Origin of the sequence: Mesorhizobium metallidurans STM 2683 (genome assembly GCF_000350085.1) — a bacterium.
In the GTDB taxonomy this organism is placed as follows: domain Bacteria; phylum Pseudomonadota; class Alphaproteobacteria; order Rhizobiales; family Rhizobiaceae; genus Mesorhizobium; species Mesorhizobium metallidurans.
Genome location: NZ_CAUM01000134.1, coordinates 83,133 through 106,979 on the forward strand (window position 1 = coordinate 83,133; position 23,847 = coordinate 106,979).

At 63.6% G+C, this 23,847-nt stretch carries 11 protein-coding genes; 2 read left to right on the forward strand and 9 right to left on the reverse strand.

Annotation, left to right across the window (positions count from 1 at the left end; all coding sequences use genetic code 11):
* Positions 1-36 precede the first annotated feature (36 nt).
* Entirely contained in the window at positions 37-1,575 is a 1,539-nt protein-coding gene (locus MESS2_RS22330; protein ID WP_040593778.1) for a trimethylamine methyltransferase family protein, read from the reverse strand.
* 217 nt (positions 1,576-1,792) lie between these two features.
* On the opposite strand from MESS2_RS22330, the gene MESS2_RS22335 reads away from it, so the two are divergent.
* Positions 1,793-2,383, forward strand: a complete 591-nt coding sequence (locus MESS2_RS22335) for a transglycosylase SLT domain-containing protein (RefSeq protein ID WP_040593745.1) — start codon at positions 1,793-1,795, stop codon at positions 2,381-2,383.
* Positions 2,384-2,486: 103 nt separating this feature from the next.
* Here MESS2_RS22335 and MESS2_RS22340 read toward each other — a convergent pair whose 3' ends face one another.
* The 8 genes from MESS2_RS22340 to MESS2_RS22375 all read right to left on the reverse strand — a co-directional run bounded on the left by MESS2_RS22340 (position 2,487) and on the right by MESS2_RS22375 (position 17,895).
* Positions 2,487-2,924 carry a TA system VapC family ribonuclease toxin gene (locus MESS2_RS22340; RefSeq protein ID WP_008876741.1) on the reverse strand — a complete coding sequence of 146 codons (438 nt, stop codon included), beginning with the start codon at positions 2,922-2,924 and terminating at the stop codon, positions 2,487-2,489.
* Positions 2,921-3,148 carry a ribbon-helix-helix domain-containing protein gene (locus MESS2_RS33050; protein WP_008876742.1) on the reverse strand — a complete coding sequence of 76 codons (228 nt, stop codon included), beginning with the start codon at positions 3,146-3,148 and terminating at the stop codon, positions 2,921-2,923. The genes MESS2_RS22340 and MESS2_RS33050 overlap by 4 nt, the downstream gene beginning before the upstream one ends.
* Positions 3,149-3,314: 166 nt before the next feature.
* Entirely contained in the window at positions 3,315-5,507 is a 2,193-nt protein-coding gene (locus MESS2_RS22350; protein ID WP_008876743.1) for a dipeptide ABC transporter ATP-binding protein, read from the reverse strand.
* An 82-nt stretch (positions 5,508-5,589) separates the two neighbouring features.
* Positions 5,590-6,747: an ABC transporter permease gene (locus MESS2_RS22355; RefSeq protein ID WP_008876744.1), complete on the reverse strand. Its 1,158-nt coding sequence runs from the start codon at positions 6,745-6,747 to the stop codon at positions 5,590-5,592.
* 12 nt (positions 6,748-6,759) lie between these two features.
* Positions 6,760-7,794 (reverse strand): ABC transporter permease, encoded by a 1,035-nt coding sequence (locus MESS2_RS22360; protein WP_083918662.1) that lies wholly within the window; start codon positions 7,792-7,794, stop codon positions 6,760-6,762.
* Positions 7,795-7,961: 167 nt separating this feature from the next.
* Positions 7,962-9,614: an ABC transporter substrate-binding protein gene (locus MESS2_RS22365; protein WP_008876746.1), complete on the reverse strand. Its 1,653-nt coding sequence runs from the start codon at positions 9,612-9,614 to the stop codon at positions 7,962-7,964.
* Between the two features lie 302 nt (positions 9,615-9,916).
* Positions 9,917-15,964 carry a translocation/assembly module TamB domain-containing protein gene (locus tag MESS2_RS22370; protein WP_008876747.1) on the reverse strand — a complete coding sequence of 2,016 codons (6,048 nt, stop codon included), beginning with the start codon at positions 15,962-15,964 and terminating at the stop codon, positions 9,917-9,919.
* A gap of 2 nt (positions 15,965-15,966) precedes the next feature.
* On the reverse strand, positions 15,967-17,895 hold the full coding sequence (locus MESS2_RS22375; protein WP_008876748.1) for an autotransporter assembly complex protein TamA: 1,929 nt from the start codon (positions 17,893-17,895) through the stop codon (positions 15,967-15,969).
* A 376-nt stretch (positions 17,896-18,271) separates the two neighbouring features.
* On the opposite strand from MESS2_RS22375, the gene MESS2_RS22380 reads away from it, so the two are divergent.
* The gene (locus tag MESS2_RS22380) at positions 18,272-23,752 is read left to right on the forward strand and encodes an alpha-2-macroglobulin family protein (RefSeq protein WP_008876749.1); all 5,481 of its coding nucleotides are present in this window, start codon (positions 18,272-18,274) and stop codon (positions 23,750-23,752) included.
* Positions 23,753-23,847: the final 95 nt, after the last annotated feature.

A 23,847-nucleotide genomic window follows, 5' to 3' on the forward strand; every position in this document is an offset into this window, starting at 1 on the left:
TGGATTCAAGATGGGAGGAATTGGCAAGAGCAGCGGTCACGGCTCGCCCTGCCCGATCGCTTCCTTGCGCTTGATAACATAGGCTTCTAGGGCTTCGCGCACGGCAATATCCATCACCGGCTCGACATAGTCTTCCAGCGCCTTCTTCCACAGCCGTGTCGCGCGCGCTGTCGTGTCGAGCCCGCCGGCCTCCTGCCAGGCCTCGTAGTTCTGCCAGTTGGACAGCATCGGCTGGTAGAAGGCGGTGGCGTAACGCTCCAGCGTATGCGGCTCGCCGAAGAAATGGCCGCCGGTCGGCACCGCCCCCAGCGCCTCGACGGCAAGCTCGGCCTCGTTGACCTCGATCGGGCGCAGGAATTCCATCATGTGCTGGATCATCTCGACATCGATGATGAATTTCTCGAACGACGCGGTAAGCCCGCCCTCCTGCCAGCCGGCGGCGTGGTAGACGAGATTCCCATGGCCGAGCACCGCACCCCAGAGCGCCATCAGCGTCTCATAGGCGCCCTGCGCGTCGGCGGCGTTGGAGGCCGAGCCCGGCGTCGTCCGGTAGGGCAGATTGTAGCGCCGCGCCAATTGTCCGGAGGCTATGTTGGCCTTGGTGTTCTCGGGCGTGCCGAAGGCCGGCGCGCCCGACTTCATGTCGACATTGGAGGTGAAGGCGCCGTACATGACCGGGGCGCCGGGACGCACAAGCTGCGTCAGCACCACGCCGAACAGCGCCTCGGCGTTCTGTTGTGCCAACGCGCCGGCAAGCGTCACAGGGCTCATCGCTCCCATCAGCGTGAACGGCGTCACCGCCACCGACTGGCCGAATTCGGCCATGGTCATCAGCCCCTCCGCCATCATCTCGTCGAAACGGCGCGGCGAGTTGACCGAAATGATGGTGGTGACGCCGGGATCTTCGCGCATCTGGTCCAGTGTCAGCCCGCGCGAGATCGCCATCATCTCGATGCCGTCCAGCGCCCTGCCCCGGCCGATGGCCGAGACGTGAAAGCTTTTGTCGGTCAGCGTCAGATTGGCAAGATATGTATCGAGATGGCGCGAATTGGCCGGCAGTTCGACCGGTGCGCAGACCTGGTTGCCTAGCATATGGATGCAGTTGAAATGCTGCGCCAGCCGGGTGAGGTCGGAATAGTCGCGCAAGTTTCCGGCGCGGCGGCCGCGCTCCATATCGTGCACGTTGGGCGGCCCGGCGACCAGGGTGAAGTTGACCGTGTTGCCGCCGAGATGGACCGTGTGGGCCGGGTTGCGCGGCGTCAGCGTATAGTTCGACCGCGTCGTCTTCAGCACTTCCTCGATCATGCCCCGGTCGATGCGGACATTCGCCGACGCAGGATCGACCGCAGCACCTGCCTTCTCGAACAGCGACAGCGCCCGCGGGCTCATCACCTCGATGCCGAAATTCTCCAGAATGTGCATCGATGCCTGGTGGATCGCCTCGATCTGATCGGCGGAAAGCATCGCCATCGGCGGATAGGGATTGGTGACGCGGCGCAACGGCAGTTGCGGAATGGCGGCCGGTCCCCTGTTGCTGGTCCGCTCGGCGCCGCGCTTGCGTCTTGGTTCGGTCATGCGCGGCATCAAAGCGCCGTGGCTCAAACCTGGCTGTCAGAAATCCGCCGTCCGCGGGCGTGATTTTAGCCAAGGCGGCACGCAGGCAATTTCCGCCCGACAAAAGCGACAGGAAAGGTCGGAATATTGATTGCCGTTCGCCTGGGCCAAGGCAGCCGATGAGCGATTAAGAAACGCAGCAAGATTCCTTTTATATTTTCGGCCTATTCGTCTTCCAATGCGTAGGTCGAGTTTTAGTAAAATTGTAGCTGTCTCCGTGTTGCTGGCGCTGTCGGCCTGCGCGACGCCGCCAAGCCATATCAACGATGTCTGTGCCGTGTTCGGCCAGAATGACGGCTGGTTCGACAATTGGCAGGCGGCGGCCGAGCGCGCCGAGCAGAAATACGGCATACCCGTCCCCGTGCTGATGGCGACGGTGCGCAAGGAATCCGGCTTCAAGAGCAATGCCAGGCCACCGCGCAAAAAGTTGCTCGGTTTCATTCCCTGGAAACGTATCTCAAGCGCCCACGGTTTCTCGCAAGCGCTCGACGGCACATGGTCGCAGTATCAGAGCGAAACCGGCAATTGGGCGGCGCGGCGGACAAAATTCGCCGACGCTGTCGATTTCGTCGGCTGGTATCATTCCAAGACGTCAGACACTTATGGCGTCGCCCGCAACGACACCTACAATCTCTATCTCGCCTACTATCTCGGCTGGACGGCCTATGGCCGCGGCAACCGCGGCGATGCCGGCGTCCAGAACTATGCGCGGGCGACCGAGAAGATGGCAAAGGATTACGCTGACCAGCTAAGGCAGTGCGGCAACTGAATCTGCCGGAGCTTTTTGCGGCCAGGTGAAATCACTTGGCATTGTTGATGCCATGTTGAGACCAGGATCGTTGAGACCCGGATCGGGAACAGATTTCAGCGATTCATGCGGTGGGGATAAGGTGAAGAACCGACTTCCCTCTCTTTACCGCCGCCGTAGACAATTTTCGATCGAAGGTCGCCAACTTACCGTCACGCGTCCTGGCAAGCGCCAGCAGATAACTATCTGTGACTTGCGCCGAGGTCAGGATCTTGCCCGCATCGATGTCGGCGGAACCGACCAGACTGATGTCGTCAGGCCAGAACTGATGTCCGGCAAGTGCGTGCAATTTTTCGACGATCTGCGCAACGACTGCGGGCGAACCGGGAGAATTGGGGTATTTGGGACTGCCCACGATCCTGATGACACCATTCTCAGTGATGGGGCTCGTGGCCCATGCGGAATGTCCGGTCGATTCGAACCATCGATGGGCATCGTCATGCGCAACATGACCGGGATCGATCAGCGCAATCAAGACGTTGACGTCGAGCAGAAAGGTCACGGCAACTCGTCGCGAAGCGTATTGACCGTTTCGAGATCAACCATCGGGCTGCCGGGCCGGGATGAAAGCAATGGAATGCCGTTGCGCTCACCGCCAGGCTGAGGCCGACGCAGCGAACGGCGGACAAGGTCGGAAATGACCTCGCCAACGCTGCGATCCTGCTGTTGCGCCATGGCCTTGGCGGCAAGGAGTACATCGTCGTCGATCGCAAGTGTCGTTCTCACAACGCACCTCCTTTCTGCGCATCAGACATCACGCATCACATAGGGCGACAAACAGAAATACTCAAGGGGATGTGGCATGCCCTTCCTTGGCACATACGAGATATCGTGGCGCTTCGGAGGCAATGCGCCAACTGACCGCGCCGAGGATTTAGAGCCCCTGCCGCCGTCAGTTCGGCCTCTTGCCGCTTGGACGCTTCGGCGGAGCACCAACGAAGCCCGGACCATTGCCGTGCGGCGCATCTTCCGGCAGGCCTTCATGCGCGGCGTGTTCCTTGTCGAACTTGATCACCGGCTCCATTTTCGCCAGCACGTCGTCGGCAAGCCAGCACAGGCTCATATGGCCGTCGCCCAGGTTCTTCACCGGCGGCACTTTCGTCTCGCACAGATTGTCCGGCACCAATTTCTTGTAGCCGCAGCGCGTCTGGAACGGACATCCGGTTGGCGGGTTCATCGCCGACGGGATGTCGCCTTCCAGCACGATGTGTTTTTTCACCACGCTGGTGTCGGCGATCGGGATCGCCGAGAGCAGCGCCTCGGTGTAGGGATGATAGGGCGGCGCGAAGATCTGGTCTGTCGTGCCCTGTTCGACGATATAGCCGAGATACATGACGACGACGCGGTCGGCGATGTAGCGCACGACGGACAGATCGTGGCTGATGAACAGCATCGTCGTCTTGTTCTTGCGCTGGATGTCCATCAGGAGTTCGGTCACCGCCGCCTGCACCGACACATCGAGCGCCGAGACCGGCTCGTCGGCCACCACCACCTTGGCGTCGCCGGCAAAGGCCCGCGCCACGCCGATACGCTGTTTCTGGCCGCCTGAAAGCTGGCGTGGCTTGCGGGTTTCGAATGCTCTCGGCAGCTTCACCAGGTCGAGCAACTCGAGCATGCGCTTGCGCCGCTCGGCGACATTGTTGCCGACATTGAATTTTTCCAGCGTGCGGATGATCTGCGAACCGACGGAGTGGCTCGGATTGAGCGTGTCGAAGGGATTCTGGAACACCATCTGGATCGACGACACGGTGTCGACGCTGCGCTTCTCGACCCCGGTCGACTGGATCTGCTCGTTGCCGAGCGTCACGCTGCCGGAGCTTGCCGTCTCCAGCCCGAGCAGCACCTTGGCCAGTGTCGACTTGCCGCAGCCGGACTCGCCGACGATGGCGACGGTCTCGGACTCGCGCGCCACGAACGAAATCGTCTCGTTGGCCTTGACGACGCGGCCCTCGCTCGAACCGAACACCTCGCTGCCGCCGACCTTGTAGTATTTCCTGAGGTCTTCGATCTTGAGCACCGGCGCGCCGGGCACGACGCGCTCGTTGACCTTTTTGGCGCCGGGCGGCAGCGCTTCCCAATCGATCTCGTTGAAGCGCACGCAGCGCGAAAAATGGCCCTCATGGCCCTCGACCGCGATCATCGGGATTTCGGCGGCATTGCAGACGCCTTCGACGAAATGGTGGCAGCGCGGGCCGAAATTGCAGCCCTTCGGCCGCTCGTGCGGCAGCGGCAATTGTCCCGGGATGGAGATCAGCGGCCGTGAATTCTTGTCGGCGCCGGGCAGCGGGATCGAACGGAACAGGCCTTGCGTGTAGGGATGGCGCATCCGGTCGAAGACGTCCTTGATCTTGCCGGTCTCCACCGCCTCGCCGGAATACATCACCGTGATGCGGTCGCAGGTCTCCAGGATCAGGCCGAGATTGTGCGACACGAAGATCATCGAGGTGCCGAACTTCTCGCCGAGGCCCTTGACCAGATCGACGATGCCCGCTTCCACCGTCACGTCGAGCGCTGTCGTCGGCTCGTCGAGCAGAAGCAGCGCCGGCTTCGACAGCAGCGCCATGGCAATGACGATGCGCTGCTGCTGACCGCCGGAAAGCTGGTGCGGATAGGAACGCATCATGCGCTCCGGATCGGGCAGCCTCACCGAACGCACCATTTCGAGCGCTCGGCTGTAGGCCTCTTCCTTCGACACCTTGTCGTGGATCAGCGGCACTTCCATGAGCTGCTGGCCGACCTTCATCGCTGGGTTGAGGCTCGCCATCGGCTCCTGGTAGATCATCGCGATCTTGTTGCCGCGGATGGCGCGCAGTTCCTCGTCGGACAGCTCGCCCATGTCCTTGCCCTGGAACTTGATCCGTCCGCCGACGATCTTTCCGATATTGGAAAGGTCGCGCATGATGCCGAGCGACACGGTCGACTTGCCACAGCCGCTCTCGCCGACAATGCCCATCGCCTCGCCGGGCATGACGGTGCAGGAAAAGTCCATGACGGCCGGAATCTCGCCCTTGCGGGTGAAGAAGGAGATCGACAGGTTCTCGATCTCGATGATCGGCTCTCCGGGATTTCGAACTGCCTCATTCATGGGTCGCTCCAATCCTTATCTGTCAGGCCATATTTGTCAGCCAAGTCGTTCTCTCGGCCACGCAGGGCCGAAGGTCCGTCCATCAATCCTTCATCGACTGTTCGCGCAGCGAATCGGCCAGGAGATTAAGGCCCAGCACGAATGACATCAGTGCGATCGTCGGTGGCAGCGCCGGGTGGATGAAGGAGCGCAGCAGCCGGCTGGCGTCCTTGATCGCGGTGCCCCAGTCCGGGCTTTCCGGCGCCAGCCCCAGCCCGAAATAACCGAGCGTGCCGAGCAGGATCGTGGTGTAGCCGATGCGCAGGCAGGCATCGACGATCAGCGGGCCGCGCGCATTGGGCAGGATTTCCCACAGCATGATGTACCAGGGCGATTCACCGCGCGTCTGTGCCGCCGCCACATAGTCGCGCGTCTTGATGTCCATGACCAGGCCGCGCACGATGCGGAACACGCCGGGGCTGGACGCGAACACCACCGCCACGAAGATGTTGAGCTGGTTGGGGTCGATATGGATGATCTTCAGCGGATCCTTGTCGAAGACAAGGCCGGCATAGACCCAGCCGCCAAGAATCAACGTCAGCCCGAGCAGGATGTAGAGGCGGTCCGGCCGGTTCTTGTAGCGGGTCCAGAACAGCACACTGAAGAAGATGATCGGAAACAGGAAGAAGATACCTGCGAGCCCATAGGGGATCGGCGTCTCCATGATGCCTGGCGTCACCAGGAGATAGAACAGCAGGATCACCGGGAAAGCCAGAACAAGGTTGGCGAGGAAGGACAGCACGGTGTCGATCTTGCCGCCGTAATAGCCAGCCGGCAGGCCGAGCGTGATGCCGACCATCAGCGCAAATCCGGTCGCTGCCGGCGCGATGATCAGCACGATCTGGCTGCCATAGACCATGCGGGAAAACACGTCGCGGGCGAGCTTGTCGCCGCCGAAGAGGTAGATAAGTCCCGATTTCGGCTCGATAGCGCCGGGCAGCGCGTCCTTCATGATCGGCACCTGGGAGAGCGGATCGAAGGGCGCGACGGTTGACGCGAAGATCGCCGTGAACAGCCAGAACAGGCAGATGCCGACGCCGACGATACCGACGCCGCTGTCGAAGAGCTGGCCGTAGAGGCCGAGCTTCTTCTTGTAGAGGAAGCTCGCCCCCATGACGATGGCAAGACCGACCCAGACCGGCCAGAAACGCGCTAGCACGCCAAGCACGATATTGAAGGCGCCGATATATTCGACCTGCATCCGCCCGATCCCCTACTGCACTCTGATACGCGGATTGAGAAACGCGTAGCCAACATCGGAAATGAGCTGGGTGATCAGCACGATGAACACCGAGACCAGCGAACAGCCGAGCAAAAGGTCGATATCGTTGTTGCCGGCCGCCTCGACCAGCGTGTAGCCGAAGCCCTGGTAGCGGAACATCACCTCGACGATGACGACGCCGGTGAGCAGCCAGGGAAATTGCAGCATGATGACGGTGAACGGGGCGATCAGCGCGTTGCGCAACGCATGTTTGACCACGACGCTGCCGAAGGAGAGGCCCTTCAGCCGGGCAGTACGGATATATTGCTGCGTCATCACTTCGACCATCGAGGCGCGGGTCATGCGGGCGATGTAGCCGATGCCGTAGATCGCCAGCGTCATGACCGGCAGTGTGAAGTTGTAGAAGGTGATGCCCTGGCTGGCCGAGGCCGCCGAACCATTCAGTATGCCGAGCCATGAGGCGAAAATGACGGTGAAGATGACGCCCGAAACATATTCGGGCGTCGCCGTCGAGGCGATCGAGGCGACGGACAGCGTCCGGTCGGTTCGCGAGCCTTCGCGCATGCCGGCAAGGATGCCTATCAAAAGCGAGACCGGCACCATAACCAAAAGTACACAGAGCATCAGGATGCCGGTGGCGCTAAGCGCCGGAAAGAGCTTCGACGCGACCGTCGTTTTGAACTTTGTCGAGCAGCCGAAATCGCCTTGAAGTATGCCGGAGAATGTCGGCACGACCGGATCGTTGCAGAAGGAAAAACGTTGGGCGGGCTTGCCCGTCGCTGGGTCCGTGACCGGCTGCTTGGGCACGATGCCGAGCCATTGGCCGTAACGGGCAAAGAAATTCTGTCGATAGCCATGGTTGACCAGCCAGCTTTCGAGCTGCTCGGCCGAGGTATGCATCTCGGTCTGGCTGATCGCCAGCTTCTTCAGATTGGGTTCGAGATTGATCAGGAAGAAGACGATCATTGTCAGGCACAGCATCGTCAATGCCATCGTGCCGAGACGTCGAAGGACGAAAGAAAGCATGGCGGCCCCCTGCCGGTGGGGTTGGGGTCAGGCGCTGTCAACCCTTGATTTGTCGCATGAGCCGGCTTGGAAAGTCAGCAGCCTTTTTGCGCTGACCCGCATTTGCCGATCATGTTCGAAACAGGAGGAAGGGACAAACGCCCTCCCTCCCCTTTGGCCTCTATCGATCAGGCCTGCTCGAGCCAGACCTTGCCGTAGTCGCGCTCATATGTCGGATGCATGGCGTAGTTCTTAACCGCGGCAACCGAGTGACTGTAGAGCTTGCGCCAATAAGGCTGGATGATGATGCCGGAATCCTGCAGGATCTGCTCGATGTCCTTCATCATCTCCTTGCGCTTGGCTGCGTCGGCGACGGCGAGCGCGGCATTGAGCTTGGCATCCCACTCCTTGTTGGACCAGGCAGTCTCGTTCCAGGCTTCACCGGTACGATAGCCGATTGCAAGCACCTGGACGCCGAGCGGCCGCATGTTCCAGTTGGTCATGGACAGCGGATACTTGGTCCAGTCGTTCCAGAACGTCGAGCCGGGCAGCACCGTGCGCTTCACCTTGATGCCGGCGTCACGCAGCTGGGCGGCGATCGCATCGCCGGTGTTCTTGTGCCAGTCCTCGTCGACCGTGATCAGTTCATGCTCGAAATCGGCCTGGCCGGCTTCGGCCATCAGGGCCTTGGCCTTGGCGGGATCGCGGGCGATTTTCGGCAGCTCGTAATATTCCGGATGAATCGCGCAGACATGGTGGTTCTCTGCGACGGTGCCGGCATTGCCGTAACCGAGCTGGAGGACGACGGCGTTGTCGACGCCGAGTTGCAGCGCCTGGCGCACCTTCTGGTCCTCGTAAGGCTTGTTGGCGACGTTGGTGCGGCAGACGATGGTCGCCGCGGTGACCACCTCGGACTTCACCAGATCCATGCCGTCGAGGATCGACACATAGTCGGCCGACGTCTCGAAATTGGTGTGGACTTCGCCCGCTTCGAAAGCGCTGACCATGGCCGCGGGATCGGTGCCGTAGTCGATGAATTCGACACCGTCGAGGAAAACCTCGCCGTCCCACCATTTGTTGTCTTCACGACGCTTGTAGACCACCTTCTGGCCGACATCGTAGGACACGAGCTCGAACGGGCCGGTGCCGATCGGGCAAGCCTTGAAGTCGCCGCCCTTCTCGTCGAACGTCTTGTGGACGATGAGGCCGGGATAGTCGCACATGTTCGGGATGAGCGCGATATCAGGCGAGCTGAGCTTCAGCTTGACGGTCATGTCGTCGACCTTGGTCACGGCGCTTTCGTCCAGCTTGTCGTCCTTGACCAGCGAGCCGAGACGGCCGGGCATGGAATTGCCTTCGGCTTTCTTGTCGGCCCAGCGCTTGAGGTTGAAGATGACGTCATCGGCGTTGAATGCATCGCCATTCGTCCAGGTCACGCCCTTGCGCACATGCAGCGTGTATTCGGTCGCGTCGTCGTTGACCTCCCAGCTCTCGAGCAGATAGGGGCGGAATGTGTATTCAGTCGTGTATTTGACCAGCGGCTCGAGCGCCTGACGCTCGGCGTTGGCGATTTCCGACCAGTCGGATTTGCGCGGATCCTTCGGATCCTTGATCCACTGCGCGACCTTCAGCGTGCCGCCTTTCTTGCCCTGTACTTCTTCCGCCTTGGCCGGCGTCGGATCGGCAAGGCCGAGCAGGCCGTAGGCCATCGCCGTGGACGCGCCGAAAACGCTGGCTAGCGCCAGGAACTCCCGGCGGTCCATCTTTCCTGCCTTGGCTTCTTCGGCCATTGCCAGGATGTGATCCGGAACGCGGTCACCACTACTTTTGTAAATTGCCATGACTGACTCCCATTGTTGGCTTTCTGCCATTTAACATTCCGCATCCGGGCCATGATGTCAAAGACGACACGGAATTGGAACATGCCAAGGAATGTGCAACTTTGGAAGCGAGGCAGTTCGCGTGATAACGACAGTCTTGGCGCAAAATTGCTACTGCCCGGCAGATTTCGTCGAATCTCCGGCACCAACTAAATTGAGACATTTATCAAAGTTGGACAGCACCAGCCGATCCCGAAGGTGGTGCCAAGAGTGATGCCGACCAGATAGTCAGTTTGCCCGACTCTTTTGCTGTCGGCTTGGCTTCAATATTCGCGTTCATAGAAAATGCCGCCCTTGGCTTCGCCGGCATCGTTGGCCTCGCCGCGCAATTTGACGCCGCGTCCGACATTGAGATCGATCGTCGCCTTGCCTGACCCCGGCTTGTCGCCCTTCTGGATCGTGACATAGGTACGGTCGTTGAGATATTTGCCCGCCGAGACGGCGGTCCCGCCCTTGTCGTCCGTCGTCACGTCGAGATCGTCGACGCCGATCGCGCTGCGCAGGTTTTCGAGCAGCGAGGTCGAGCCGCCGATACCGGCCAGTTGCCCGGCGGCTTCGGCTAGCTGGGCGATCTGCAGCGGCGACAGGTTCGACATCGAGCGGCCGAAGATCAACTGCGCCAGAATCTCGTCCTCCGGCAGCGCCGGCACCGAGGAGAAGGTGAACTTCGGATTGGTCGCCTCGCCCGAAACGACGATGGTGACAGTGGCGCTGGTCGTCGTCGATGTTGCGGTGAGGTTGAGGTAGGGCACCAGCGAGCCCGAAAAACCGACCGTGCCTTCGGTGAAGGTCAGCCGCTTGCCGAGGATCGTCAGCCGCCCGCGCTGCAGGGTGAAGGTGCCGACCGCTTGCGGCGACGAGGCCGGGCCGGTCAGCTTGAGCGAACCGCCAAGCTCGGCGTCGACGCCCCTGCCCTGGATGAAGATCTGGTTCGGTGCGTTGACCGTAACGTCGAGGTTGAGGCCGCTGCCACCGCTGCTGCTGCTCGCGGTTGGCGGACGCAGCGCCTTGTCCTGCGCGCGCACGGCGCCTGGTGCGTTCTTGTGCTTGACGTCGAGCGCCGCCAGCGAGCCCGGTAGCTTGTCGGGAACGGTGATGACGGTCTTGGCCAGATTGATGGTACCCGAAATCACCGGCGCCGAAGCAAGGGGTCCCTTGATGGTCAGGTCGCCGCCGAGATTGGCGGTGACCACCCTGCCATCGGTGTAGCGGCCGTCGACGAGCTTAACCGACAGATCGGCTGGAAAACCCCGTGCCGCATCGATGCCGACAGTGCCGCTGGCCGACAGGCTGCCGCGCGTCGACAACGTGCCCGTCAGGCGGTTGATCCTGGCGACGCCGTTACCGATTGCGACATCGGCAGTGATGTCGTTGATGGCAAGGCCCGACCGCGCATCGACCAGGCGGGCGCCTGATGTGCTGACCGTGCCTGATATCACCGGCGACGTCGCCGGTCCGCGCACCTGCACGTTGACATTGGCCGTGCCGCTCAGTGACAGGCCTTGCGCGGCGAGTGTCCGGGTCAGGAAGGCGAACGGCACCTTGCCGGAAAAGTCGAGCGCAAGCGCGGGCGTGCCTGCAGTCGTCACCGTGCCGCCGCCCTTGAGTCCGAGACCGGCTCCGTCGCTTATGTTGGCGTCGAAGGCCAGCCTGTTGCCGGCGAAGCTGCCGGAGGACGACACGCTCATACCGCCAAAGCCGGCGCCACGGGTCTGCGACGTCTGGACGCCTGCGGCGTCGATCTTGAAGGCCACGGCCGGATTGGCCGGCGCGCCTGTCACCTTGACCGTGCCCGAGATCGAGCCCGCGGCATCGAGGCCCGGCGAAAAACTGTTGGCGAGCGAGACCGGCACCCGCGCCAGCGTCGCATTGAGATCGAGCGCCTGCCCGACCTTGCCCGTCACCGTCGCCGTGCCGCCGCCGAGGTTGAGCACCAGCCTGTCGAGGCTGGTCGTGCCGTTGGCGATGGTGATAGTCGAGGCCCCGGCGATCGCCGCCTTGATGCCCTGAACCGTCGCCTGGCCGGAATTGAGCTCGACCGTCGTCGTGCCATTGGCGATCCTGACGCGGCCGGCGGCCTTGGCGGGAATGTCCTTGACGGTGGCCCCGCCGGAAAAGCCGGTCCAGTCGCCATCGCGCTTCAGGTCGACATCGATGCCGCGGATGACGGTACCGCCCGAGGTGACGCTGTCGGCGCGGACTTTTCCGGAGATGACCGGCGCAGCGAGGTAATTGGCGACCAACGCGTCGATGGTGACCGTCTTTGCCGAAAGATCGCCGCGTGAGATCGAAGCCGTCGACGCCTTAATGGCAACGTTGGGCCCGTTGCCGGTCTTCGAGAAGGCGATCGTGCCGCGCACGTCGCCTTCCGCCTTTTCCAGCGCAAGCGCGGCAAGCGGTCCGATGTCGGGCAAATCGAGCGCCACGGTGCCTTCAGGCACGAAGGCATTGTCGAGCGCAAGATCGCCGGAGATCCGGTTCTTGCCGAGCGACAGCAACAGGCCATTGATGGCGCGCTTGCCGTCTGATGTCGCCAGCACGGCACCGCCTTGCAGGGCCTGGCCGGCGACATTTCCCGTCAGTTGCACATTGGCCGCCGGATTGGCGGCATCGGCCTTGCCGGTGGCGGTGAGCTGCAGCCCGGTAATTTCGCGTTCGGCCACCGAAAGCCGGTCGCTGTTCACCGTCAGCGATAGGTCTGGCGCGGTGCTTGGCCCTTGTGCGTTGAGCGCGAAAGCGATGGCACCCGTGGCATCCTTGGACAGAAGCGAGATATCGGCCAGCGCGCCCTTGATGTCGGCGGCGAGTTTGTTGTCGGCAAGGCTGGCTTTTCCATCGGCGGTCAGTGCACCGGACACCAGCTTGATCGCGTCGGCGGTGACATTGCCGTTGGCATCGCGCTTCAGCGCGGCGCTGACTTCCGTCCGCTCGCCGAGCACGCCGCGCGCCGCCGCCGGCAACGCTGCGGAAGCCGCATCCGCCCTCAGGTTGAGGTCGATGGCGCCGTTGGCCAGCGAGACCTTGCCGTTGAAGGCGCTGTTCAGTGCGTCGCCGACCACCGAGCCGCTGTCGATGACGATGGTGTCGGTGGCAAGACTACCCGCGACCTTGGCCGTGACTTTGCCGGCGAACAGCGGCGCTATGGTCGGATTGTCGAGGCCGAGCTTGTTCGCCGTCACCGTGCCGGAAATCGGCCCGCTCCGGCTCTTCACATCGAAAGCATCGGAGTGCAGCGCCAGCGTGATGCCCGCGACCTTGGCCAGATTGGTCGCCACCGAAGGCAGATTGGCTGAAATATCGAGCTTCGGCTGCGTGCCTTGCCCCGCTGCCTTCACCGACAGCGCCTGCAACTCGAGCTTGATCGGACTCTCAGTGCTGCCAAGCGCCAGCGGTAGGCTCGGACCGGTCGAGGCAAGGTCGAGCGAGAAATCGCTGATGCCGTTCGGATTGATCGTACCGGCCGCCTTGCCGGAGACCTTTTCGCCGGCAAGCGTCGCCTCGATCGCAACGCCGCCGGCGGTCGAGAAACTGCCTGCCGCATCGAGGTTGAGCGGACCAAGTGCCGCCTGGCGGGTTTGGCTGGTCTCGGCCCCGGCGAGCTGCAAATTGAAACGAATATCTGGGCTGGCCGACGGTCCCGTCACTTGCGCCGTGCCGCCCAACGTACCGATCGCGTCGAGGCCAGGCGAGAAATCATTGGCAAGGGCGGCCGGCAGCGCGGAAAATTCGGCGGCGAGATCGAGCGTCTGGCCGGCGGTGCCGGAGACGGTCACCGAACCGCCACCGAGATCGAGCGCCAGCTTCTCGACGCTGGCGGCACCATTGGCGACGCTCAGGGTCGACGGCTGCGCGATTGCCGCCTTGATGCCGCGAACGGTCGCTTCGCCCGAGGCGATCTCGACGCTGGTCGTGCCGTCCGCGATCTTCACCCGCCCGGCGGCCGTGGCCGGAATGCCGGATATGGTGGCGCCGCCGGTAAAGCCGGTCCAGTCGCCCTCGCGCTTCAGATCGACACCGATACCGCTAATGACGGTTGTTCCCGAGGTGACCGTATCGGCCTTGATCGTGCCGGAGATCGCCGGGCCCTTGAGATAGTTGGCGACCAGCGCGTTGACGGCGATGGTCTTCGCCGTCAGGTCGCCACGCGAAATCGAGGCGCTCGTCATGTCGACCGCAACCGTCGGCGCGCCGTCATCACCGGAGAAACGGATGCTGCCTTCCACGTCGCCAGTCGCCGTCTGCCCGGCAAGTGCCGCCAGCGGGCCGATATCGGGCGCATCGAGCGTCAGCGTACCCAGCGGCAACAGGCTGTCGTCGAGCGCAAGGTCGCCGGAGACCTTGTTGTCGGCGAGCGCCAGGCTGAGCCCGTTGATGGACCGCTTGCCATCACTCGTGACCAGCGATGCCTTGAGGTCGAGCGGTTGGTCGTCGACGGAACCGGTCAGTGAGACATCGGCAGCCGGGCTGGCAATGTCGGCCTTGCCCTTCGCACTCAGCTTGACCGTCTTCACCGTGCGGCCCGATGCGGTCAGGCTGTCGCTGTCGGCCGACACCGAGAAATCCGGTGCCGAGCGCGCGCCGCTCGCCGTCAGCGCGAAGTTGACGGCCCCGCCGACCGGCACACCAACCATGGGCGACAGCACCGAGACATCGCCGAGCGTGCCCTTGACGTCGGCCTGGATGTCGGTGCCGGTCGCGCTGGCGGTGCCGCTGGCGCTGAGCGCACCGGAGGTGAATTGCAGTGAATTGGCGGCGAACGAGCCTTGTGGGTCGCGGGTTGCGGTGGCGGAGAATGTCACGCGCTCGCCGAGCACCGGGCGGATCTGCGGCGGCAGCGCCGTCGAGACGGCATCGGCATTCATCTTGAGCGTCATCGCCAGGTCGGCCAGCGTCACCTTGGCGGTGAGCGAGGCGTTGAGCGCATCGCTGCGCAACGTGCCCTGATCGACGGAAATCTCGTCCTTGCTGACCGAACCAGCGAGATCGGCGGCGACCTTGCCGGTCACCAATGGCGCCAGCGTCGCGACATCTGTGTTGAGGCCGCCGGCCGCGAGCTTGATGGCGACCGGTCCGCTGCGATCCTGGATGTCGAAGCCGTCCGAATGGATCGCGGCCGTGAGATTGTCCAGCCGCGTGCCGCCCGCCACCACCGAGACCAGCGACGCGCCGATATCGACGATCGGCGCCTTGCCGCCACCGAAGGCGCGAGCAGTGGCGCCCGTGAGCGCCACGGTCACCGGCTGCGCCGCGCTGCCGAGGCTGAGCACGATCGGTGGTCCCTTGGCGGCGAGTTCCACCGCAAGGTCGCTGGCGCCATTGGGGTCGACGATACCGGCGGCAGTGCCATGCACGGCATCGCTGTCAACATTGGCGCGCTCGACATCGACGCCGCCCGCGACCATGGCGGTCCCGGCAAGGTCGAAGCTGGTCTTGCCGGCAAACAAGGGTTTCAGATTCTCCGGCACAAAGCGCGCGAAGTCGCCGTCGCCCTTGGCCTCGACATAGCTGCCCCTGTCGGTGAGTTGATGCCGGCCGGTGAGCTGGGTGACGATCTGGCCGTTGACGACGAAGGTGCCGATGCCGCTCCAGTTGGCGATCGGTCCCGTGCCCGAGACGACGATGTCGACCGGCGGCGCATCCGGCAGATTGAGCAGATTGGCGATGATGCCGCCGGCCGGCTCGGATGCCTTCAGATCGAGGTCGAGCTTGTTGTCGGCGGGCGCGAAATTGATTTTTGCGTCGACCGTGCCTTGCTTGCCGTCATGGCGGGTGATGTTGAGGTTCGTTTCGACCGCCAGTGGCGCTGCATCGGCCTTCAGCGCGCCCTTGGCCGCGAGTTCGGCGATGCCGCTGCCGGCCAGGGCCTGCCCGAGCGCGATCTCGGGAAGCTCGATCTGCTTGATGTCGACGGAAACCGGCAGCGTGGTCGCACCACCCTGGCTCGGCTGCGTGCTGGCCACCGGCAATCGCGCCAGTTCGATGCGCTCCGCGGCGATGCGGTCGGCGCTGAAGTTTTTCGACAGAAGCGCCCGCGGCGACCAGTCGACAGCCAGTTTGCGAGCCACCAGCCAGGCGCCCTCGCGATCCTCCAGCACGACGTGGTCGACCGTTAGCGCCCCCGACCAGATGCCGTCGATGCCGCTGACCATGACCTTGCGATCATCATTCGAGGCCATGGTCGAGATGATGCCGGCGAGATTGTCGCGGCCGCGCTCGGTCTTGGTCAGGACGACGAGCGCACCCACCACCGCCGCCACCACGATGAGCAGCGTGTAAAGGAAAATGCGAAGGATGCGTTTGAACGTTTTCATCGTCAGAACGCCTGGCCTATACCGGCGTAGATGCCGAAACGGGGATCGTCGGGACCCCGGTTGAGCGGCAACGCAGCGTCGATGCGGAGCGGCCCGAACGGTGTAATATAGCGCAAGCCGACGCCGGCTCCGACCTTCATATCGGCGAAATCCGGGAATGATTTGGTCGAGACGGTGCCGGCATCGACGAATGGCACGACGCCGATCGTGTCGGTGATGGCGATGCGCATCTCGACCGAGGTCTCGAAGAAGGAAAGCCCGCCGATAGGCTGTCCGTCAATGTCCTTCGGACCGATGCCCTGATAGGCGTAGCCGCGCACCGAACCGCCGCCGCCGGAATAGAAGCGCCGGTCGGCCGGAACATCCTGAAGGCCGGCGCCGACGATCGATCCGATGGCGACGCGTTCGGCAAGCACGAATTTCGAGGCCGTATCGAGCGACTGGTATGCCGATCCTTCGCCCTTCAGTTTGAGGAAGGCGGCACCGTTCAGAATGTCGTAGCTTGGCTCGGCATAGGCCAGCACCCGGAATCCCCTGGTCGGATTGAGCCGGCTATCGCGGTTGTCATAGACATATTGCAACGGGATGCTGGCGATCAGGTAGGTGTGTTTGCCGAAAGCATCGCGTATCTTCGAATAGTCGAGCGCAACTTCCGCCGAAACCGTCTGCTTCTTGTCGAGCTCATAGGACAGGCCGGTGCTGCCCTTGACCGAGAAATGGTCGTAGGCGTCGGGATGCTCCAACACGGTCTTGACGTTGGCGAAGAATTTCGACGCCGGCCCGACCACGCCCGGTTTTTCGAACATGATGCCGGCATTGTAGTTGAGTTCGGTCAGGCTGTTGCTGCCGATGCCGCTGATGGCGCCGTCGATGCGCAGCTTCTCGGCCCGGCCGAACAGGTTACGGTGCCCCCAATAGCCTTCCAGACCCAGCCCCTCGGTGTTCGAGAACGTGCCGCCAACGCCGAAATAGCGGGGCTTGCGTTCGCTGACCTGGACACCGATCGGGATGTTGCCGTCGCCATTGAGACTGTCGGCCTCCTTCAGGGTCACGCTGTTGAACACTTCCAGCCCGAGCAGCCGGTCGCGCGCCTCGTCGATTTCATCGGGCGAATATTGGCGGCCGCGCTTCAGGCCGGTCATGTATTCGGTGAAGTCGCGGTCGACCTTCTCGGTGCCTTCGACGGTGGTGTCGCCGTAGCCGGCGACCGGCCCGGCCGCCACGGTGAGCGTCACATCGAGCGTTGAGGTGGCGTGGTCGGCAACGATCTCCTGACCTGTCACCTTGGCCAGCGGCCTGCCCTCCGCCTTCAGCGCCCGCACGATCGACGCCTCGGCCTTGAGCACGGCGCCAGACCCGGCGTCGCCGCCGGCGATCAGACCGAAATCGGCACTGGCCAGCCCCGCCGCATCGCCCTTCAGCCGGATGTTGCCAAGCGTGAACTTCGGCCCGGTCGCAATGCCGATCACCACCGGGATCGGCTGCGGACCCGAAAATTCGGCGTCCGGCGGCAGTTCGTCGAGCGGCTTGCCCTCGATGGTTATGGTGACGACGCCCTCGTAGCGGGCGTCCGCATAAAGCGCGGCGACAAGCTGTTCGCGATCGCTGCGCGCCTTGGCCAGCAGCCCGAGCGAACCGGAAACCGGGAGCTCTTCGTCGTTTTTCAACGTCGAGGCGTTTTCGAGCTTCTTGACCAGATCCTTGTCGGCGTCGGGCGCATCGATGGTGACGGCATAGCGGAGCGGGTCGACAATATCGGCGTCCTCGTCGCTGGAAGAACCCCACAATTTGATGCCGAATAACTCGAAAGCCGTGGCATTTCGGCCTTCGGCAAGCAGTGCGGCCGAGCATATCAGGGCGAAAAGCAGGGTACGCGAAAGCCCGCGCAGTGACGCTCCTCCTCCCGACATCTGCCTTTTACGCACCAACATTATGACTCTAACCTAGCGATCAAAACTAAAATTGGAATGAAGTTCTGAATTGCTCGTAAAGGGGCCACAATCCAATTGTCTGAAATAGGCAGGGCTTGGAATTCACACCTTCTGCGTCGCCGCAAGAAAGCGTGATCCCTGTCTTATGGAGGTACTACCGGTCATCGGCCGGAAAGGAAACCGTTGGCAGGCGGACCCTGCCGCGTCCTCGTGTTGACAAGCTTCAGTGAAGCCTGAACATGACGCGGACATTAGAGCGACGCGCGTCCGTTCGGACGCGCAAAAAATACGCTCTAAGAGTGTGTTGAAGCGTCCGCATCGTGCTTTCCGAAAATCGATTTTCGGGCCGATGCGAAAGCACTGTCTGGAGGGTGTTATGGCAATGCGCGCGCCTCGTGGTCTGTCTATCCTTATCCTTCTCTTTTTCGCCTGGGGCAGCATCGCGCAAGCGGCCGAAGCGCGCCGAATCGCAACGACGGACAATTCCGACTATTTCGGTTTCGACCTCCGGTCCGACCAGAATGTCAGCCTCGACCAGTGCAAGACCACATGCCTCGGCGATCCTGCCTGCCGCGCCTTCACCTACAATCTCAAGGCCAAATGGTGCTTTCTCAAATCCGACTATAACCAGCTGAAGCCCTTCAACGGCGCCGTCGCCGGCAAGGTCGTCAACGTCGATGGCGACCCCGATATCGGCGCCCCGCCGGAGCTGGCCTTCTTCCCGAACTGGATGGCCGACCAGGCCCAGCAATACCGCAACAGGCTCACCGGTCCGGCCTATGTCAAGCCGACCGAAGGGCTGGCGGCATTGCGCGCCGCCGCCGAACAGTCGGTGCTAACCGGCGACCATCGCTCGGCCATGCAGAAATACGAAGCGGCGGTCTCGGTGATGCCCGACGACGGCCAACTCTGGCTGGAGCTGGCGCGCGAAACGCTTGCCGTACCGCCGGCCGCCAATACATCCGAGGCCTCGACCTTGCCGGCAAACGCCACCTCCGCCGGCTTCAATGCCTACAAACTCCTGCGCACCACCAAGACACGAGCCGATGCGCTGGCATTGCTCGGCGACGGGCTTGATCGCCGCGACCTCTACCGGCCGGCCCTGCAATCCTACGAAGCGAGCCTCGCGCTGGTCAGTTCGCCGGGGGTCCGCGCCGCCTATCAGGACCTCAAGGCGCGCAAGGGCTTCCGCGTCATCGACCATACTGTCGATGCCGACACCAGCGCACCGCGCATCTGCGCGCAGTTTTCCGAGGATCTGGTCAAGACCGGCGTCGACTATGCGCAGTTCGTCACTGTCGACAACGCCGCCCCCAAGGGCGTCGAGGCCAAGGACAAGCAGATCTGCGTCGAAGGGCTGGAGCACGGACAGCACTACGAAGTGACCTTCCGCGCCGGCCTGCCGGCCGCCATCGGCGAGACGATCGCAGCACCTGTGGTGCTGTCGATCTATGTCCAGGACCGCGCCCCGTCCGCCCGCTTCACCGGCGACAGCTTCGTGCTGCCGGCCGGCGCGCGCCGCGGCATTCCGGTCGTCACCGTCAACATGAACGCCGCCAAGATGAAGCTCTACCGCATCGGCGACCGCTCGCTGGCCCAGCTTCTGTCCGGCTATCAGTTCCTGCGCCAGCTCGACGGCTACGACATCTCCAACATTTCCGACCAGATGGGTTCGCCGGTCTGGGAAGGCCAGTTGGACATCGCCAACGACCTCAACAAGGAAGTCACCACGTCCTTCCCGGTCGACGAGGCGCTGCCGCAGCGCAAGCCCGGCGTCTACGTGCTGACCGCGCAAGCGGTCGACGACAAGGCCGACGACTACGATTCGCGCACCACGCAATGGTTCGTCGTTTCCGACATCGGCCTGTCGACCTATACCGGGCAGGACGGGCTCAACGTCTTTGCCCGTTCGCTTGGAAGCGCCAAGCCGATCGCCGGCGCCGAACTGACGCTGCTGGCCAGGAACAACGAAATTCTTGGCACGGCGACCACCGACGCCGAGGGACGCGCCGTCTTCAACCCCGGGCTGACGCGCGGCGACGGCGGCATGGTGCCGGCCGTGCTGATGGCCAGGCAGGGCGACAGCGATTTCGTCTTCCTCGACATGGGCCGCGCCGGCTTCGACTTGTCGGACCGAGGCGTCACCGGACGCGCGGCGCCGGGCGCGCTCGACGTCTATGCCTGGACCGAGCGCGGCATCTACCGCGCCGGCGAGGAGGTCCATGTCGCCGCCCTTGCCCGCGACAGCGCCGCCAAGGCGGTCGAGAACCTGCCGCTGATCTTCATCTTCACGCGTCCCGACGGTGTCGAGAACCGCCGCATCGTCAGCGATGGCGCATCGGCCGGAGGCCATGCCGTCGACCTGCCGCTCGAACCCAACGCCATGCGTGGCACCTGGACGGTGGCGATCCACACCGATCCAAAGCAGCCGGCGGTCGCCAGCCAGATGTTCCTGGTCGAGGACTTCGTGCCGGATCGCATCGAGTTCGACCTCAGCTCCGACAAGCAGGAAATCGCCCAGGGCGAAACCGCCAACGTCACCGTCGACGGCCGTTTCCTCTATGGCGCGCCGGCCGCGGGGCTGGCGCTTGAGGGCGAGTTGACGCTGTCGACCGCCCGCGACTGGGACCGCTTCAAGGGCTATTCCTTCGGCCTTGCCGACGAGCAGTCGGCCGAACCCTCGGTGACGCCCTTCACCGGCCTGCCTGTGGTCGGCGAGGATGGCAAGGCGACCTTCCCGGTTTCGGTCGACCAGTTGCCCTCGACCACCAAGCTCGTCGACGCCAAGGTCACGGTCAGGATGCGCGAGACCGGCGGCCGCGCCGTCGAGCGCTCGCTCAATATCGGCATCCGCCCGCAAGGCCACATGATCGGCATCCGTCCGGATTTCGAAGGCGACGAGGTGCCGCAAGGCGGCACGGCGAAGTTCAGCCTGATCGCCGTCGATCCCGACGGCAAGCGCGAGGCGCTGAAAGGCGCGCAATGGTCGCTGGTCAAGGTCGAACGCAATTATCAGTGGTACCGCTCGAGTAATTCCTGGAACTATGAGCCGGTCACCTTCACCAAGTCGGTGGCCAACGGCCAGGTCGACCTGAGCGCCAACGGCGAGGCCACTGTCTCGATGCCCGTCGACTGGGGCCGCTACCGCCTGGAGATCGAGACGTCGGATCCGGAAGGCCCGGCGACCAGCTATGAGTTCGACGCCGGCTGGTATGTCTCCTCCACCACCACCGAAACGCCCGACGGGCTCGAGATCGCGCTCGACAAGGACAACTACGCGGCGGGCGAAGTGGCCAAGCTCAAGGTCTCGCCGCATTTTGCCGGCGAGTTGCTCGTCACCGTCGGCGCCGACAAACTGTTGAAGACCGTCACCGCCACGGTGCCGGCTGGCGGCAGCACGATCGACATCCCGGTCGGCGACGACTGGGGCGCCGGCGCCTATGTCACGGCAACCCTGTTCAGACCTGGCGACGCGCAGGAAACCCGCATGCCGGCGCGCGCCATCGGCGTCAAATGGCTGAAGGTCGATCCGGGCTCGAAGAAGCTCGCCGTCACCTTGACGCCGCCGGACAAGACCATGCCGCGCCGGCAGCTGTCGATCCCGGTTTCCGTGGCCGGCGTGCAGCCGGGCAGCAACGCCTACGTCATGGTCGCGGCCGTCGATGTCGGCATCCTCAACCTGACCAATTACAAGGCGCCGGATCCGGAGGACTGGTTCTTCGGCCAGCGCATGCTGGGGCTTGAAGTGCGCGACCTTTATGGCCGCCTGATCGACGGCTCGCTCGGCACCGCCGGCAAGCTGCGCACCGGCGGCGACGGCGCCAACATGCAGGCGCAAGGCAGTCCGCCGACCGAAAAGCTGGTCGCCTTCTTCTCAGGCCCGGTCGAGCTCGACGCCGACGGCAAGGCAAGGATCGACTTCGATATCCCGCAGTTCAACGGCACCGTGCGCGTCATGGCCGTCGCCTGGACCAAGGATGCGGTCGGTCACGCGCAGTCCGATGTCGTCGTGCGTGATCCCGTGGTGATCACCGCCGGCCTGCCGCGCTTCCTGGCGCCTGGCGATTCGGCAGTGATGCGGCTCGATGTCGCCGACACCGACGGTCCGGACGGCGACTATGCACTGACCATCGACACAACAGGCGATCTGTCGACCGGCAATGCCGCCCTGCCCGAGAAGCTGACGCTCGCCAAGGGCAAGCGGCAGACGCTGACCGTGCCATTGATCGCACAGACCGCGGGCAACGCCTCGATCACCGTCAAGCTTGCCAATGCCGACGGCACCGCTGTCGAACAGACGCTCTATGTTCCGGTGCGCCCGGCGCAATTGCCGGTGACCACCCGCATGGTCGTCGATCTCAAGGGCAATGGCGGGTCGCTGCGCGTCGACAAGGAGCTTCTCGCGGCAAACCTGCTCGACGGCGCTTCGGTCAGCGTCGGCGTTTCGCAGGCGGCCGCTTTCGACGTGCCTTCGCTTCTGATGACGCTCGACCGCTACCCCTATGGCTGCGCCGAGCAGACCACCAGCCGCGCCATGCCGCTTCTCTACGTCAACGAGATGGCGTCGGGTATCGGCATGGCCAGCGACCCGGAGCTGCACGGCCGCATCCAGGACGCCATCTACAAGGTGCTGAGCTATCAGGCCTCTGCCGGCAGCTTCGGCCTGTGGGGCCCGGGCTCCGGCGATCTGTGGCTCGACGCCTATGTCACCGACTTCCTGACCCGGGCGCGCGAGCAGAAATACGATGTGCCGGTCCTGGCGATGAGCCAGGCGCTGAGCAATCTTCAGAACGCGGTCGGCTACGATCAGGACGTGCAGGACCGCGGCAGCGAGATCGCCTATGCGCTCTATGTGCTGGCCCGCAACAAGAAGGCCTCGGTCGGCGACCTGCGCTACTATGCCGACACGCAGCTCGAAGCCTTCACCAGCCCGATGGCCGTGGCCCAGCTGGCGGCGGGCCTGGCGCTTTACGGCGACACGCAGCGTTCGGAGGCGACGTTCCAGACGGCGCTGCAGCTCGCCAAGTCGACCACGGAGTACGACTATTACAGGTCCGACTACGGCTCGCCGCTGCGTGACGGCGCGGCGATGCTGGCGCTTGCCGCCGATTCGAAGCCGGTGCCGACGATCGTGCCGGAGCTGATCAAGCTGGTGACGAAGGAACGCGCCGAAGCCCGCTGGACGAGCACACAGGACGAGTCCTGGATGCTGCTGGCGACCCGCGCGCTGAGAACCGGCAATGATGCGATCGCGCTGACCATCAACGGCGCGCCGCACAATGGCGCCTATTCGGACCAGATCGCCGGCAGCGACCTGGCCGACAGCCCGCTTACCATCGCCAACACCGGCAGCAACCCGCTGCAGGCGGTCGTCACCACGGTGGCCTCGCCGGTCCAGCCACTGCCGGCCAGCGGCAACGGCTTCACCATCGGGCGCACCTATTACAAGCTCGACGGCACAGAGGCCAATGTCACCGCAGTCAAGCAGAACGAACGCTACGTCGTCGTGCTCAAGATCTACGAGCAGAACACCTGGCCTTCGCGCTTGCTGATCACCGACCTGTTGCCGGCCGGCTTCGAGATCGACAATCCGGGACTGGTCTCCAGCGCCCAGTTGACGAACTTCTCCTGGCTGGCGCAGACCGATGCCGCGCATCTCGAATTCCGCGACGACCGTTTCGTCGCGGCCTTCAACCCGAAAGATGGCGACGGCGACCGCAACATCACGCTGGCCTATGTCGTACGCGCAGTGACGCCAGGCACTTACGCCCACCCGGCGGCAACGGTGGAGGACATGTACCGGCCGCAATATTCGGCCCGTACCGCCACCGGCATGATGGAGGTCAAGGCGCCGTAAGGCGTCGATGGTGGCGAAGATGACCATGGCGATTGCGCTCATTGCCCTGCCCGTCCTCCGCAGCAGCTGCGCTACAGCTGCGGAGGGTGGATCGA